The sequence below is a fragment of the Flavobacterium sp. 102 genome (assembly GCF_003634615.1).
GTDB lineage: Bacteria > Bacteroidota > Bacteroidia > Flavobacteriales > Flavobacteriaceae > Flavobacterium.
This window is the reverse complement of record NZ_RBKX01000001.1, coordinates 2540024-2555832: the sequence shown is the minus strand read 5'-3', so window position 1 is coordinate 2555832 and position 15809 is coordinate 2540024. Positions and strand designations below refer to the sequence as shown.

Genomic DNA, 15809 nt, shown 5'->3' with positions numbered 1-15809 from the left:
GAAAAAAAATCATCTTGGAAGAATAGCTATAGTTGGGTTTTAATTGCTAATGCTATTTATATTTTAATCTTCTTCTTATTAATGCAATTATTCTTCTAATATGCAACAACTCGACTGGATAATTTTATCGGTTACACTGCTTTTTATAGTTTCTTATGGTGTATACAAAACCAAAGGAAGCAAAAACGTTGAAGATTATATCTTAGGAAACAAAGAAACGCCATGGTGGACAGTCGGTTTATCGGTTATGGCAACACAAGCCAGTGCGATTACTTTCCTTTCCACACCGGGACAAGCCTATCATGACGGAATGGGATTTGTGCAGTTTTATTTTGGTTTACCAATAGCGATGGTGGTAATTTCGATGACCTTTATCCCAATTTATCACCGATTAAAAGTCTTTACAGCTTATGAATATTTAGAACAACGTTTCGATTTAAAAACACGGTCGTTTACAGCCATTTTGTTTTTAATCCAACGAGGATTAGGAACCGGACTGACCATTTATGCACCGGCGATTATTTTGTCCTCTATTTTAGGTTGGAATTTGACTTTGCTCAATGTTATCATTGGAATATTGGTAATCATTTACACATTTGCCGGTGGAACCAAAGCTGTAAACGTAACCCAAAAGCAACAGATGTTTATCATCATGACGGGTATGTTTATCACGTTTTTCTTGATTTTGCATTTGTTACCCAATGACATGACGTTTTCTAATGCCATGCATATTGCCGGTGCCAATGACAAAATGAACATTCTTGATTTCTCCGTTGATCCCGAAAACCGCTATACGTTTTGGAGTGGAATTACCGGTGGTTTCTTCTTGATGCTTTCCTACTTTGGAACTGACCAATCACAAGTTGGGCGCTATTTGTCCGGTAAATCAGATAGAGAAAGCCAAATGGGATTAATCATGAACGGCTTTTTAAAAGTGCCAATGCAATTTTTTATTTTATTGACAGGCGTGATGGTATTTGTGTTTTTCCAATTCAATCCGGTGCCGTTGCATTTCAATCCTGTTAATCGAGATGCGGTGGAAAAATCTGCTTATGCGGAACAATACAATTCACTTGAAACTCAATTAGCACAATTATCCGAGGAAAAAAAGGAATACAACTTATTATATATTGACCATTTGAATCAAAATTTTGACAATCCTATTCTTCGTCAAAAACTGATTTCGCTTTCGGGGAAAGAAAAAGACTTACACGATCAAGCCAAAGAAATTATCGCCAAAGTCGATAGCAAAGCCGAAACCAACGATAAAGATTATGTGTTTATCTACTTTATTTTAAACTATTTGCCTTCCGGATTGATTGGGCTTTTGTTAGCAGTAATTCTATCGGCGGCTATGTCATCTTCCGCTTCCGGATTAACGGCTTTGGCTTCCACCACGGCAATAGATATTTACAAGCGAAATATCAAAGGTGAAAAATCAGAGAAACATTTTGTAAATGCTACTAAAGCCTTCACTTTACTTTGGGGTGTTATTGCCATTCTGTTTGCTTGCGTGGGAACATTGTTTGAAAACTTAATCCAATTGGTTAATATCGTAGGTTCTATATTTTACGGAACCGTTTTGGGTGTTTTCTTAGTAGGATTCTATATCAAATTTGTCAAAGCTAATGCCATCTTTTACAGCGCTGTAATCAGTCAGACTACCATTTTCTTCATCTACTATTACGCTATTCACATTTACCCGAACGGACAAGAAAAATTGGGCTATTTGTGGTTGAACTTTATTGGTGCTTCTTTAACAGTCGTACTATCGATAATAATGCAATTGGGTGTAAAAGGGAAACAAAAAGTTATGGCATAAAAAAACCACGAACTCAAATTGAATTCGTGGTTTTTTTATCAGATAGAAGTAATTATTTTTTACTCCATTCTTTAATACTGTCGTTATTCATTTTAACATAGTCACCATTATTCTCTTTTTCAGCACCGGCCAATGACAATCTTGCTGTTTCAATAGCACCTGACTTATTACCTAGTTTAGCTTGGATTAAAGATTTTAATCTCAAATGCCAAAATGGAACATTGTCAGCTTTTGCCATTGAAATAGCTTTATTCACATATTCTAAAGCTTTATTCAAATCGCCTTCAGATTGATAAAAATATTGTGCTGATGAAAAATAATCTCCAGCGGTTGGACCGGCCAATACTTTATTAATACTTGCTAAAGCAGCCTTTTGTGTTGGCACTTCAAACTTAACAGAAACTAAAGTCTTCTCCCATGAAATATCTAAAGTCGCACTGTCATTAGTCAAGTTATTAATTGCAATAGTGAAGGTTTCAACATTATTGCCTAAAGCAATTGGGTCAACATTGGTTTTGTAAGCAACTTTGTTTTCATCCCAGTTTTCCGGTGTTCCCCAATTTTCAGTATCAGTGTAGAAAATTACTTCCCACATGTCTGCTTTAGGAGTAGTGAAAATAGCATACTTTCCTTTTTTCAACGTAGCACCTTTGATTACCACATCTTCACTGAAAGTAACCATTGAATTTTGGTTTGCTCCGGTTCTCCATAGTTTACCAAAAGGAACTAAATCACCAAAAACGGCTCTGCCTTTTGCGCTCGGACGCGAATATTCAACCGTTACATCGGTTAAACCAACCGCTTGATTTACTGTTGATTTCGGACTTGGTGCCGGTGTTTTTACTTGAGCTTCAATCGTAAAATTGGCAATCAATATAGCCAGCATAAAAATAATTTTTCTCATAATGTTTATTTTAGTTTGTTCAAAATTACAAATTGTTAGGCTTTCAAATGTTAATATAAACTTAAATCAAAATAATATTGTTTAATGTTTTTACGATTTAATTAAACAATTCATATCTTTACAAGAAATTTGTAATGAAAATTTATACTTTACACACGAAACAAAACTTGCCAATAACAATTGAAGAAGCTTGGGAATTTTTGTCCAATCCAAAAAATTTAAAGACCATCACCCCGGATTATATGGGATTCAAAACACTTTCCGGGGATGAAAAACCAATGTTTTCAGGGCAAATTATACAGTACATAGTAACACCGGTTTTGGGCATTCCAATGAAATGGGTTACTGAAATTACGCATGTAATGGATAAAAAGTATTTTGTTGATGAACAACGTTTTGGCCCTTATGCGCTTTGGCACCATAAACACTTCTTAAAAGAAATTCCCGGCGGTGTTGAGATGGAAGATATTGTCGATTACAAAGTGCCTATGGGAATTTTAGGTCAAATGGTTCACCCCTTTTTAGTAAAACCAAAACTCACAGAAATCTTTGATTATCGCAGAGAAAAATTAATTGAACTATTTGGAGAATATAAAACAGAATAACATGAAAAATATATTATTAATTGGTGGTTCCTATGGAATTGGTTTAGCCATTGCCAAAGAATTACAATACGAAAATAGAATCTACATAGCATCAAGAACTAATGAAGCAATTTCAGATATGAATGTAACTCATATCCCGTTTGATGCAACAACTGATACTTTAGATGTTTCACAATTACCCGAAGTCATTCATGGTTTGGTCTATTGCCCGGGAAGCATTAATTTACGACCGTTTCGTGGCTTAAAGCCGGAATCTTTTGAAAGTGATTTACAAATCAATTTTATCAGTTTGGTAAAGGTAATCCAATCCGTTTTACCCAATCTGACCATTGCAGAACAGTCCAGCATTGTATTATTTAGTTCAGTTGCAGCCACTATGGGAATGCCTTTTCACACCAGTGTTGCAGCTTCAAAAGGAGCCATTGAAGGTTTTGCCAAAGCCTTAGCTGCAGAATATGCTCCTAAAATCAGAGTGAATGTTATTGCACCTTCTTTAACCGATACACCATTAGCAGAAAAGTTTTTGAGTAATGATGAGAAAAGAGAAAAATCAGCACAACGTCATCCTTTAAAACGCGTTGGTACTACTGAAGATATGGCACAAATGGCCGGTTTTCTTTTAGGTGACAAAAGCAGTTGGATTTCCGGGCAAATTCTCCATGTTGATGGTGGAATGTCTACTTTATTGGTAAATGCCTAAATTTACAATATGAACATTTTTTGGTTTAGACGCGATTTAAGATTAGAAGACAATGTAGGCCTTTTTCATGCACTGCAAAGTGGTGAAGAAGTATTACCTATTTTTATTTTTGATGAAAATATTCTTTCTCAACTCTCTAATGATGATTCGCGTGTGACTTTTATTCACCAACAATTGGTTAAAATTCAAAATCAATTAAATAAACTTGGCAAATCATTGGCAGTATTTTATGGTGATCCATTTGAAGTTTACAACAAGATATTAACCGAAAACGAAATCACATCGGTTTACACCAATCACGATTACGAACCTTACGCCCGAAAGCGTGACTTAGAATTATACTATTTATTCAAAGAGTACAACATCGAATTTAAAACAAGTAAAGACCAAGTCATTTTCGAGAAAAGCGAAGTGGTGAAAGACGACGGAACACCTTATGTAGTCTATACGCCGTATTCCAACAAATGGAAAGAACGCTTTAAAAAGACACAATTAGCCAGCTACAATTCAGAAGATTATTTAGATAAAATAACGCTTCACTCCTATCCTTTTTTGAGTTTGTCAGCTATTGGATTTGTTGAGTCAAATTTAAGCGTTACACCTTATGACATTTCGGATTCGTTGATTGATAATTATGAAGCTACACGTAATTTCCCGGCGTTGAATAAGACATCTTATTTGGGAATCTATCTCCGTTTTGGCGCAGTTTCTATACGAAAAATGGTCGCAAAAGCTTTGGAAAGTAACAACGAAACCTTTTTAAAAGAATTGATTTGGCGTGAGTTTTTTATGCAAATTCTTTGGCATTTTCCCCATACGGTAAATAAGAGTTTCAAGGCTAAATACGACGAAATACAATGGAGTAACAACGAAGCTTTGTTCCAAAAATGGTGCGAAGGCAAAACCGGTTATCCTTTTGTAGATGCCGGAATGCGAGAATTAAATGCTACAGGTCACATGCACAATCGAGTTCGAATGATTGTCGCTAGTTTTTTATGTAAACATTTATTAATTGACTGGCGTTGGGGTGAAACTTATTTTGCTCAAAAACTTTTAGACTATGAACAAGCCAGTAATGTGGGAAATTGGCAATGGGCAGCAGGAAGTGGTGTAGATGCTGCTCCTTACTTCAGAATTTTTAATCCAACAGAACAAATCAAGAAGTTTGACAAAGACTTGGTTTACATTAAAAAATGGATTCCTGAATTAAACTCGCTTGAGTATCCGCAACCCATTGTTGACCACAAAGAAGCCAGAGAAAAATGTTTAAGAACTTACAAAGTAGCTGTCGGTTAATATCCGAAAAAGTAAATTGATTGATATTAAATAGTTTAACTGGTATTTATTACCTATCTTTCCAAATAACTTAAAAATTATTTTATGAAAAATATTGGTATTTGCCTAAGTATGTTGTCGATGGTGTTGGTAATGTCTTGTGATAAAAAAGAAGAAAAAACAACAGAAACAATTGAAACTAACACTATTGAAAAAGAAACTGTAATCGTAAAAGATACTGTTCAAGAAAAAGAAGATGGTACTTCAGTAAAGATTAATGGTGATGGCGTCGATGTTGATAGTAAAGACGTTGATGTAGAAATCAAGAAATAAGCTCTTCTACCATACAAAAAAGTAAAAGCCAGTGAAAACTGGCTTTTTTTATGAAATAAAGTAATTGTCTTATTCGTTTACCAATGGCTCCAACTCTTTGTGCCAAATAGCATAGCCTTTTGAATTCATATGCAAATTGTCTTGAATAAAGATGTCTTTCATCGGCTCATCATTTTCCAACATTTTGTCCCAAATATTGACAAAAACTGCATTAGAGTCTTGTTTTAAATACGCACTGATTAAGGCATTGGCAGCCATCATTCGATCTTTCATTGCCCATCTTAAAATACAAGGCTTTATCGAGACAAATACGATTGTTATTTCCGGGAATTGATTTCTTAAAGTAGTATGTAATGCTTTATATCTATCTAAAACTATTTCGGGCGTAACTTTTTCTGAGCTGGCAATGTCATTTTCACCACAATAAATAAATATCTTTTTAGGCTTGTACTTCAATACGATATCATTTTGCCAATAAATCAAATCCTCAAGTGTTGCACCACCAAAAGCGCGATTTACAATAGTTTCATTGTGAAAATCTTCCTTAGCCGATTTCCATAATCTAAAGGAAGAACTACCAATAAACAAAATCATTCCGTCTTGCGGTTTCTGGATACTGTCTTGCGTTCTGAAGGTTTTTATTTCATTCCAAAATGGTTTTTCTTGCGAATAAACATTCAATGAAATGAATAATATAGCAAAGGCAATTAGTTGTTTTTTCATGAAGTTTTAATTTTACGAATGATATTGTAATTCAATTTCTTAAAATCTTTAATCACCATATCCGCTTTTGAATAATCCTGCATTTTAGAATGAAAACTATCGTAACCAATACAATAGATTCCGGCTGCTTTTGCCGCTAAAATACCGTTCGTACTATCTTCAATCACAATGCAATTTTCTATCGGAGTTTGTGCCAAAAATGCGGCATGTTGAAATATCGCCGGATGCGGTTTCGATTTAGGAAAATCTTCTCCGGAAACTTTATGCGTGAAATACTGGTCTAAATTAAAGCGTTTAAAAATCCTATTGATAGTAACGGTGGCCGAGGATGACGCCAAAACCAACTGCATACCATTTCGGTGTAATTCTTTAATTAAATCTTCAACACCTTCCAATAAATACAAATCTTCTTTGTTGTCAAAAGCGTCATTGAACAAGTTGCGTTTGGTTTCTACCAAAGTCTGTACATCGGCTTCTAAATTGAATTGTGCTTTTAAACGCTCAAAGATATTCTTAGTAGAATTTCCGGTAAACGAAGCATACATTTCCGGTGTGATGTTGATGTTGAGTTGTTTGAAATGTTGCGCGTAGGCATAATGGTGAACCGGTTCGGTATCTACAATTACGCCATCCATGTCGAATATTACGGTTTGTATCATTATAAAGTGGCTAAGTTTAACTTCGTTCTATTCACCTTTTCAGGCTCGGGTCTGATTGAATGAGGTGTATAGTTAGGCATTTTTGGAAGATTGAATAAGAAAATAGAAAATGGGTACAAAAACCAGAGCAAAAACCAAAAGTAAAAACCATCGACCAAATAAATCCGGTAGTCCTAATGCAATCTGTACTGTTTTATAGTCGAGGACAAAAAATACCAGAAGTATCATAACTTTTAAGACTCTAAGCATTTGTACCATAATAGTATATTGCTTTGCGGCATTGATTTCAGTGATTGTGGCAGAATAATTCATTTTGTGTGGAAATCTTGCCAAAATGGTCAATGCAATATATAGCGTACTGCCTATAATTGGTAATAAAAATAGCGTCCATTTTTCACCATAACCATCAGGCTTGCCTTCTGCTCCGAAATGCGTCGGAATAATATCCGGCAGTTGGCTGTAATGGGTTAAGGTAAAAATCCAAAAACCAATTAGTACTAATAGACCAATCAACTCAACGATTTTATCGGTCATAGTCAATGGGATTTTGATTTTAGGTCTATCCAAATTAGACATATACTATTTTTGTTTTTTAAGCAAATGTTTCACAACTGTTTCTGCGGCGTGCAATCCAAAAAGACAAGGCATCCAACTATTTGTGCCATAAAATGACTTTTTGTAGTTTTTGCCATCAGTCAATTTTACACTGCTTTCATCAGGCATTTCGGTCGAGAAAACGGCTTTAATTCCTTTTGATATTTTGGCTTCTTTCAAACGTTTGCGCATGTTTTTCGCTAACGGACAATATTCGGTTCTACTGATATCCCGAACTTTTACTTTGCTCGATTCATATTTTCCGCCCGCGCCCATACTGCTGATGACTTTTACTTTTTTACGTTTAGCCGCAATCAATAAGTTCAATTTTGGCGTAATACTGTCAATGCAATCTAAGACATAATCAAACTCAGGCGTAACCAATTCAAAAGCCCTTTCCGGAGAAAGAAATTCTTCCAAACGGATTAAGTTGAGCTCAGGATTGATATCCATTAGCCTATCGCCTACTACATGAACTTTGAGCATACCAACCGTTGAATGCAAAGCCGGTAATTGTCGGTTAACATTCGTAATATCGACTACATCACCATCAACAATGGTCATATTGCCAACACCGGCTCGCGCCAAAAACTCCGCAGCAAACGAACCTACGCCACCAAGTCCAACTACCAAGACATTAGCATTCTTCAAATTGTTTAATCCTTCTGTTTTAAATAAAAGTTCTGCTCTTTCTTGCCACTTTGCCATTTTTAGATACTTTAGGAAATTAGATGGTTAGATTTTTAGATTAAAAATAAGGTGCAAAAATAAGTAAATTTAGGAACGGATGTTTGTAAAGCATATCACAATCTTAACCCAAAATAAAATCTTTCCGTTCAAAAGGACATACCTTTAAGAAAAAGTAAAATATGTCAGATAAAAACAAAAAACAGTTTGGTGTTTGGATGGATTCCCACACCGCAACAATCGTAGGAAAAGAAGAAGTTAATGAAGGAGATTTTATAGTCATCGGACTGGTAAAAAACAGTGGTCCGGATGCCAACTCTAACGAAAAGACCTCAAACAATCAAGAGATTACCTTAACCCAAAAGTACTTCAAAGAGATTGCGCATACGATGCCTAATATTGATGAAATTCACATCACAGGAACGGGACAAATTCAAGAGCAATTCATGAAGTTTTTGGCAGAAACGCCACAATACAAAAATGCGGTTTCGAGTGAAAGTACTTCAAATAGAATGAGCGATGAAAACTTGGCTCAGTTTATCGCAAAACATTTCAATTAGAAAAATAAGTTTCTTTGTTAAGAAAGACTGTCTACTTGCGTTTGCAGTCTTTTTTATGTTTTAAAAACCGTATCCCAGTTCGTGCCGACTTGCTTTTGCAAAGCTTCAACGGTAAGGCCTTTATAGTGGGCAGCTAACGTGTAAACTCCTTCTAACGTTTCTTCAATAGTGTCCGTTTCAAGAAAGAATCGATCATTGGGCACCGAAAGAAACACTTGCTTTAACTCAGGATTGCGCAACAAATATTTACCAAATGACAAATAGAATCCATTGTCTATCATCTGTTTAGCGGTTGGCTCATTCTTTGAAAATCCGTGAAGTATTATAGGCACTGTAATATTCAAACAGTTTTTGATTTCTACCAATTCCTGATAAGCAGCCACTAAGTGCAATACTAAAGGCTTGCGATACTTTTCAGCTAAGGCAATTTGCTTTTCAAAGACTTCTATCTGTAAATGCATTGGTATGTCAATGCGCTTGTCTAAACCACATTCGCCTAAAGCCAAACATTCAGGAAGTTGTAATTTGTTTTCAATCATTTGCAAATCACTTTGCAAACGACTTTCATTGATATACCAAGGATGAATACCAATAGAATATAGCGGAATGTCATTGACAAATTCCCACGGATATTGATTCACCAATGCTATAATATTGGCTTCACTCGTTAATTTATGCGTATGTAAATTGTAGAAAGGCATTAGTCGTGAAACTTTTTTACACCGGCTAAAATCTCGATATCCAAATCATTTCCTAAAGGAACAATTGGGCAAGAATATTTATGGTTGTAAGCACAATACGGATTGTAAGCCTTGTTGAAATCGATGATAAGGGTATCGCCTTTTGGAATTCTCATATCAATATAACGCCCGCCAATGTAGCTTTCCTTACCGCAAGTCAAATCAGAAAAAGGTAAAAATAAGTAATCCGCATAGCCTTCTTTTTTAGTCAAATCGATGTTTTGGTACAGATTCAGTTTGAATGTTTTTCCATCAATATTGAAAACCAATTCTCCATACTTCACATATTCCGGCAAACGGGTACCGGTAGTTTTCATTTTGAATACTTTTTCGTTTGGAGTTCTGGTAAACTTGGCTTCAACAATAAACTTTTCGTTGATAGGATAAAAATCCAACCCTTTGAATACTTTAAAATCTTCCTCTGTTAACGGACTTTCTTCACGATTTCCATATTCTTTATTGATTGTTTCTTGAAATTCTTTTGCCGTTTCTTGAGCTGTCAGCATACATACATTAAGCAATAACAAAAAGGAAAGCATTTTTTTCATAGGACACTTTTTAACAAAAATAGCATAAAAATTGTTTGAAACCTCAGAAACTTAGCTACTCAGGAACTCTAGGTTCTTTGTAACTTTACATCATCACCCGAGGCATTGCCGACTTGTTTGGAGCGCAGCGGAGAAAATCATCCATCATGCTTAAATCGGCTTTCCAACGCTATATCGATAACTTTAAAGGCTTTTCTAGAGAAATTTGGATACTAACCATTATTACTTTTATCAATCGAGCCGGAACGATGGTATTGCCTTTTCTTTCTAAATATTTGAAAGAAGATCTCGGTTTTAGCTATGGCCAAGTTGGTTGGATTATGGTTTGTTTTGGCGTAGGTTCCATGTTAGGTTCTTGGCTTGGCGGAAAACTTTCAGACAAAATTGGTTTTTACAAAATAATGATTTTCAGCTTACTAACCAGTGGCTTAATGTTCTTTGTCATTCAATACATTACCAGTTTCATTGGTCTTTGCATTAGTATGTTTGCCATTATGACGGTTGCCGATATGTATCGACCGGCCATGTTTGTGTCGATTGGCGCTTATGCCAAACCCGAAAACAGAACGCGAGCACTAACCTTAGTTCGACTGGCCATCAATCTTGGTTTCGCGGCCGGACCGGCGATGGGCGGATTAATTATTATGAATATTGGCTATCGTGGCTTGTTTTGGGCAGATGGTATTACTTGTATAGTAGCGATTCTTATCTTTTGGCTCAAAGTAAAAGAAAAGAAAAAATCGCCGTTCACCGATAAAGAACATCCGGGCGAAGTCTTGACCCATTCGGTTTTTAGAGACAAACCGTTTTGGCTCTTTTTGTTTACATGTTTGGTTTCGGGTATCTTGTTTTTTCAAGTCTTTACTACCATTCCTTTATACCATAGAGAACAATTTAATTTATCTGAATTCCAAACCGGATTGTTACTCACCATGAATGGTGTTTTGGTTTTCTTCTGCGAAATGCCCATAGTAAGTTATGTTGAAAGAAAGAAAATCAATAAAGTAAAAGTGGTTGCTTTTGGTTGTTTTTTAATGGCTATCAGTATGTTTCTGATGTTATTTAACACTTGGGTTGGCATTTTGACCACTATGATGGTATTTATGACTTTTGCCGAAATGTTTGCTTTTCCTTTTTCGAATTCTGTGGCTTTGAGTCGAGCACCAAAAGGCCACGAAGGTCGTTATATGGCAATTTACACCATGAGTTTTAGCTTGGCGCATATTCTTAGTGCCAAAGTTGGTATGGAAATCATAGAATATTATAAAAAAGATGGTTACCAAATGAATTGGCTGTATATGGGATTACTTGGGCTCATAGGATGCATTTGTGGTTATTGGGTTTTCAAACTCATTCAAGCGGAACGTAAAGCCATATAATACAGCATTTTATATTTACATCACTTTATTTATTACTTAAAATTTAGTTAAATAACTATAAATATAGTTGCGTAACTAGAAAAATAGTTATACGTTTGTTTTGTCAATTTAGACAAACAGATTTAAACACTATAATCATGCAAAAGTTAACGAATAAGGAAGAAGAGATTATGCAAATCTTATGGAAGCTTAAAAAAGCTTTCGTCAAAGAAGTTTTAGCCGAAATCACTGAAGAGCAACCCCATTACAACACACTTTCCACTATTATCAGAAACTTGGAAGAAAAAGGGTTTGTTGGTCACAATGCTTTTGGAAATACACACCAATACTTCCCAATTGTTAAAATGGAAGACTATAGAAAACGCTTTATGAATACGGCAATTGACAATTATTTCAACAGTTCGTATAAAAATTTGGTTTCCTTTTTTGCTGAAGAAGAAAAGATTTCAGCAGAAGAATTAAGAGAGATTTTAGCCATTATAGAAAAAAAATAATCTAATGGAAACGCTACTCATTTATCTTTTAAAATCAAGCGGATTAATTGCTGTATTTTATTTGGCTTACTATTTTTTGGTGCGCAAAGAAACTTTTTTCAGCAGTAATCGTTGGTTTTTAATAGCAGGATTATTCACGTCACTCTTATTGCCAATGCTTTCTTTTACAAAAATTATCTATGTGGAGCGTACACCATTACCTTTAGAGGAATTGGCAGCAATAGCGGATGTATCAGCACCGGTTATCGTTACGCCAATCAATGTGCAAAGTGAGCCTTTAGATTATTTTAAAATTGCCGCTATAGCTTATTTATTAATAGGTTTGGTATTATTAGCTAAAGCTATAATTGATTTAATATCATTATCGAAATTACTTCGAAACCAAAAAGTTGTGAAATGTGAGAACTATTCACTAATCGATTTAAGAGTTGATATTGCTCCATTTTCATTCTTTAATTACATAGTTTATAATTCCAATTTATACACCCAAAATGAACTGGAAAACATTTTACAGCACGAAAAAATTCACAGCCAACAAAAACATTCCTTTGACTTACTTATAGCCAAATTGTTTTGCATAGTATTTTGGTTCAATCCATTTATATGGTTGTACAAAAAATCAATTGTTCAAAATCTGGAATACATTGCTGATAATGAAGCCACGCTTCACCTAGATGACAAAACATCCTACCAAAAAGCACTTTTGAAAGTAACCGCTTCTAAAAACTGCTTTTCGCTTACCAATCATTTTTATCAATCATTAATCAAAAAACGTATCATTATGCTAAACCAAAACCAATCTCACAAAAGAAACTTATGGAAATACGCCGTTGTAATTCCGTCTCTAATTGCCTTTGTTTTTTTATTCCAAATCAAGACTGAAGCCCGAAATAAGGTTTCCAAAACAACCAATTTTAACAATGCTGCCAATACACCTATTGCAGTGATAAACGAAAATGTTGGCGATCCAATTGAAGGTGCGTACGTTTTTGACAAAATTTCCTCTGACAAAGAATTCAAAGAAAATGCTTTAGAAATTAAATCGAAATTCAATATTGATTTAAAAGTTTCCAATATTAAGCGAAACGGTAAAGGTGAAATCATCGCTATCAAATTGTCTTATGACGACAACAAAGGAAACAAAGGTAAAACCGAACAAATTAGAGACATTCCAATCAGACCTATTTTTTTTAAGATTAGCAAAAAAGACGAAAAAAATGTTATCGGTTTTTATGACAACCCTGAATTTGTGGTTAAACCTACAGATCCTGTTAATGAAAGCAAGATAACTACCATAGAATCGATCAAAGATGATGCGTTAATTTATGTTGACGGACAAAGATATACCAAGGAAGATTTGAATGAACTAGATCCAAAAGGCTTGGAAAAAATCGAAATCTTAAAAGACATAAAATCACTGGAAAAATACAATGCTAAAGACAAAAAAGAAGTCATTGTAATTACCACCAATTGGACCACAAGACAAGAAACACCTGAACCAAATGCCTCAAGTATTTTTACTTTAGAAAACGGAGATGAAGTAGTGTTATTTGACCGTGTCAATATAAAAGTTCCCGGACATCCTGCTGTGCAATTCACAGACAATTCACCTGTTTTAATTTTCAATGGTGTTCCACAAAAAAATCCAAGACTCCTATTAGAAAGCATGGATATTTCAAAAATAAAAAGCATCAAAGTATTTAATGAAAATGATTCAGAAGTTAAAGGAACACCGATTTATAAAATGATTATCACTACCAAGTAGTAAGGCATAAATTCTTTAAAAAATATCTTATGGAAACATTATTCATTTATCTTTTAAAATCTAGCGGACTGATGGCTATGTTTTATTTGGCGTATCATTTTTTAGTACGCAAAGAAACATTCTTCAACAGTAACCGTTGTTTTTTGATCACAGGATTGTTCACTTCACTCCTATTACCATTGTTTTCCATTAAGAAAATTGTCTATGTTGAAAGACCAAAAGTCAACCTTGAAGATTTAGTGGCTTACGCCAATGTAAATCCTCCGGCACAACAAGTTACCGCTGTTGAAGCATTTGATTGGATGCAGTTTGTTTGGGTTAGTTACTTCCTAATTGCTTTACTTTTACTAATCAAAATCGTGATCAATTTCATGTCTCTCTTTCAAATGCTTTACCAACAGCAAAAAATTAAAAATGAACAATTTACGCTAGTCGACTTGAATCATGACATTGCACCTTTTTCGTTCTTTAATTACATTGTTTTCAATTCATCTTTGTATACCGAAGAAGAGTTGCAAAGCATCCTTTTACACGAAAAAGTTCATAGCCAAGAAAAGCATTCCTTTGATGTGATGGTGGCCAAAATATTTTGCATTCTCTTTTGGTTCAATCCGTTTATTTGGCTGTATAAAAAAGCCATAATTCAAAACTTAGAATACATCGCTGATCAAAAAGCAGTACAACAATTACAAGACCCAAAAGTGTATCAAAGAGCACTTTTAAAAGCAATTTCTCATCAAAATTGTTTATCAATCACCAATAATTTTTATCAATCATTAATCAAAAAACGAATCGTTATGTTAAACACCAATCAATCCCAAAAAAGAAATTCATGGAAATACACTTTAATAATTCCGGCCTTAATAGGTTTTGTGTTTTTATTCCAAATTAAAACCATCGCACAAGAAAAAGAAGCTGCTGCAGAAATTGCCCAATCACTGCAACACCGAGAAGAAGTTCGTTTGGTTATCGACAAAAATTCTTCTGAAGATGACCTAAAAAGAGAAGCCAAAAGATTAAAAGAAGAACATGGCATTACTTTAAAATGCTCAAAAGTTAAACGAAATGCCAAGGGAGAAATCACCGGTATCAAAGTAGAGTACAAAGACAAAAATGGCAATAAAGGTGTTTCACACGTAGATACTAAAGAACCTATCGCTCCTATTCATTTTTTTAAGAATAATAAAACCATAGGATTTGGTAAGCCTAAAAATTTCAAAGTATATGCTAATGTTCCGGATGTAAATGTTGTTCCTAGAGAAGCACTTGATGCTCTTGATAGTTTACAAACAATGGAAGCCTTTAATTTTGACTTTGATTTCGAAATGCCTGAAGCACCGGAAGCGCCTGAATTTCCGGAAGCTCCGGAAGGAATGGGTTGGAATAAAGAAAACTCAAAAATCATAATCAAAAAAGGAGGCGATAAAAAACCAATGGTTATTGTTAACGGTAAAGTATTGTCTGATGAAGCCGAAATTGAAAAAGCATTACATGATGCCGGAGCCAAAGGACAATACAGCATAACTGTTGACAGTGATGATGATATTGGCGAAAGCAAAGTTATCATCAATGGAAAAGATGTCAGTAAATTAACAGCAGAAGCTATGGCTAATGTTAAAGTGCAAATGCGTAAAAACAAAGAAATGATACGCCAACAAATGGAACGCGTAAGAGAAGAAATGGAAAGGGTTAAACCCCAAATGGAACGTGCCAAGAGAGAAGCCGAAATGGCCAAACCGGATATGGCTAAAGCCAAAGCCGAAATGGAACAAGCCAGAGCCGAAATGATTAAGGCTAGAGAAGATATGCAAAAAGCCAAAGCTGAACTGGATAAAGCCAGAGAAGATCTTAAAAGAACCAAATAAAGCACTTTATTATGATGACTTTTATAACTTCAGTTTCTATGGCAATAGCACTTTGGATGAGCAAATAAAAAAAGGCTCAATAATTTGACGAAATAGTGAAACAAAAAAAAAGGTTCTACGACAAATCCAAAAAAGTATAAAGAAACCGCGTTTGCG

General features: G+C 34.8%; 17 protein-coding genes. 10 read left to right on the top strand and 7 right to left on the bottom strand.

Features of this window, described 5'->3' with window-relative positions:
- The first annotated feature begins 100 nt into the window (after positions 1-100).
- A complete protein-coding gene (locus tag C8C84_RS11015; RefSeq protein ID WP_121313693.1) occupies positions 101-1822 on the top strand; it encodes a sodium:solute symporter in 1722 nt (573 codons plus the stop codon).
- A gap of 52 nt (positions 1823-1874) precedes the next feature.
- Here the strand turns inward: C8C84_RS11015 and C8C84_RS11010 are convergent, their stop codons facing one another.
- A complete protein-coding gene (locus C8C84_RS11010; RefSeq protein ID WP_121313692.1) occupies positions 1875-2726 on the bottom strand; it encodes a DUF2911 domain-containing protein in 852 nt (283 codons plus the stop codon).
- A 134-nt stretch (positions 2727-2860) separates the two neighbouring features.
- Between C8C84_RS11010 and C8C84_RS11005 the strand changes: the two genes are divergently transcribed.
- The 4 genes from C8C84_RS11005 to C8C84_RS10990 all read left to right on the top strand — a co-directional run bounded on the left by C8C84_RS11005 (position 2861) and on the right by C8C84_RS10990 (position 5639).
- Positions 2861-3331, top strand: a complete 471-nt coding sequence (locus C8C84_RS11005) for an SRPBCC family protein (RefSeq protein ID WP_121313691.1) — start codon at positions 2861-2863, stop codon at positions 3329-3331.
- Position 3332: 1 nt separating this feature from the next.
- Positions 3333-4031: an SDR family NAD(P)-dependent oxidoreductase gene (locus C8C84_RS11000; RefSeq protein WP_121313690.1), complete on the top strand. Its 699-nt coding sequence runs from the start codon at positions 3333-3335 to the stop codon at positions 4029-4031.
- A 9-nt stretch (positions 4032-4040) separates the two neighbouring features.
- Positions 4041-5327 (top strand): deoxyribodipyrimidine photo-lyase, encoded by a 1287-nt coding sequence (locus C8C84_RS10995; RefSeq protein WP_121313689.1) that lies wholly within the window; start codon positions 4041-4043, stop codon positions 5325-5327.
- A gap of 84 nt (positions 5328-5411) precedes the next feature.
- Entirely contained in the window at positions 5412-5639 is a 228-nt protein-coding gene (locus C8C84_RS10990; RefSeq protein ID WP_147406841.1) for a hypothetical protein, read from the top strand.
- 69 nt (positions 5640-5708) lie between these two features.
- Here C8C84_RS10990 and C8C84_RS10985 read toward each other — a convergent pair whose 3' ends face one another.
- From C8C84_RS10985 to C8C84_RS10970, 4 genes are all read right to left on the bottom strand, one after another.
- Positions 5709-6362: a GDSL-type esterase/lipase family protein gene (locus C8C84_RS10985; RefSeq protein WP_121313687.1), complete on the bottom strand. Its 654-nt coding sequence runs from the start codon at positions 6360-6362 to the stop codon at positions 5709-5711.
- A complete protein-coding gene (locus C8C84_RS10980) occupies positions 6359-7021 on the bottom strand; it encodes an HAD family phosphatase (RefSeq protein WP_121313686.1) in 663 nt (220 codons plus the stop codon). Before C8C84_RS10980 ends, C8C84_RS10985 begins: the two co-directional genes overlap by 4 nt.
- A 72-nt stretch (positions 7022-7093) precedes the next feature.
- Complete coding sequence (locus C8C84_RS10975; protein ID WP_233549781.1) at positions 7094-7555, bottom strand: DUF1648 domain-containing protein; 462 nt, start codon at positions 7553-7555, stop codon at positions 7094-7096.
- 45 nt (positions 7556-7600) lie between these two features.
- Complete coding sequence (locus C8C84_RS10970) at positions 7601-8323, bottom strand: ThiF family adenylyltransferase (protein ID WP_121313684.1); 723 nt, start codon at positions 8321-8323, stop codon at positions 7601-7603.
- 161 nt (positions 8324-8484) lie between these two features.
- Between C8C84_RS10970 and C8C84_RS10965 the strand changes: the two genes are divergently transcribed.
- Positions 8485-8862, top strand: coding sequence for a hypothetical protein (locus C8C84_RS10965; RefSeq protein ID WP_121313683.1), 378 nt, complete (start codon positions 8485-8487; stop codon positions 8860-8862).
- A 53-nt stretch (positions 8863-8915) separates the two neighbouring features.
- Here the strand turns inward: C8C84_RS10965 and C8C84_RS10960 are convergent, their stop codons facing one another.
- Both C8C84_RS10960 and C8C84_RS10955 read right to left on the bottom strand, forming a co-directional pair.
- Positions 8916-9563, bottom strand: coding sequence for a TatD family hydrolase (locus C8C84_RS10960; RefSeq protein WP_121313682.1), 648 nt, complete (start codon positions 9561-9563; stop codon positions 8916-8918).
- Positions 9563-10150, bottom strand: coding sequence for a DUF1684 domain-containing protein (locus C8C84_RS10955; protein WP_121313681.1), 588 nt, complete (start codon positions 10148-10150; stop codon positions 9563-9565). The genes C8C84_RS10960 and C8C84_RS10955 overlap by 1 nt, the downstream gene beginning before the upstream one ends.
- A 146-nt stretch (positions 10151-10296) precedes the next feature.
- On the opposite strand from C8C84_RS10955, the gene C8C84_RS10950 reads away from it, so the two are divergent.
- The 4 genes from C8C84_RS10950 to C8C84_RS10935 all read left to right on the top strand — a co-directional run bounded on the left by C8C84_RS10950 (position 10297) and on the right by C8C84_RS10935 (position 15653).
- Positions 10297-11529, top strand: coding sequence for an MFS transporter (locus C8C84_RS10950; protein ID WP_121313680.1), 1233 nt, complete (start codon positions 10297-10299; stop codon positions 11527-11529).
- A 137-nt stretch (positions 11530-11666) separates the two neighbouring features.
- Positions 11667-12023, top strand: a complete 357-nt coding sequence (locus C8C84_RS10945) for a BlaI/MecI/CopY family transcriptional regulator (protein ID WP_121313679.1) — start codon at positions 11667-11669, stop codon at positions 12021-12023.
- A gap of 4 nt (positions 12024-12027) precedes the next feature.
- Positions 12028-13788 (top strand): M56 family metallopeptidase, encoded by a 1761-nt coding sequence (locus C8C84_RS10940; RefSeq protein ID WP_121313678.1) that lies wholly within the window; start codon positions 12028-12030, stop codon positions 13786-13788.
- 29 nt (positions 13789-13817) lie between these two features.
- Positions 13818-15653: a M56 family metallopeptidase gene (locus tag C8C84_RS10935; RefSeq protein ID WP_121313677.1), complete on the top strand. Its 1836-nt coding sequence runs from the start codon at positions 13818-13820 to the stop codon at positions 15651-15653.
- Positions 15654-15809: the final 156 nt, after the last annotated feature.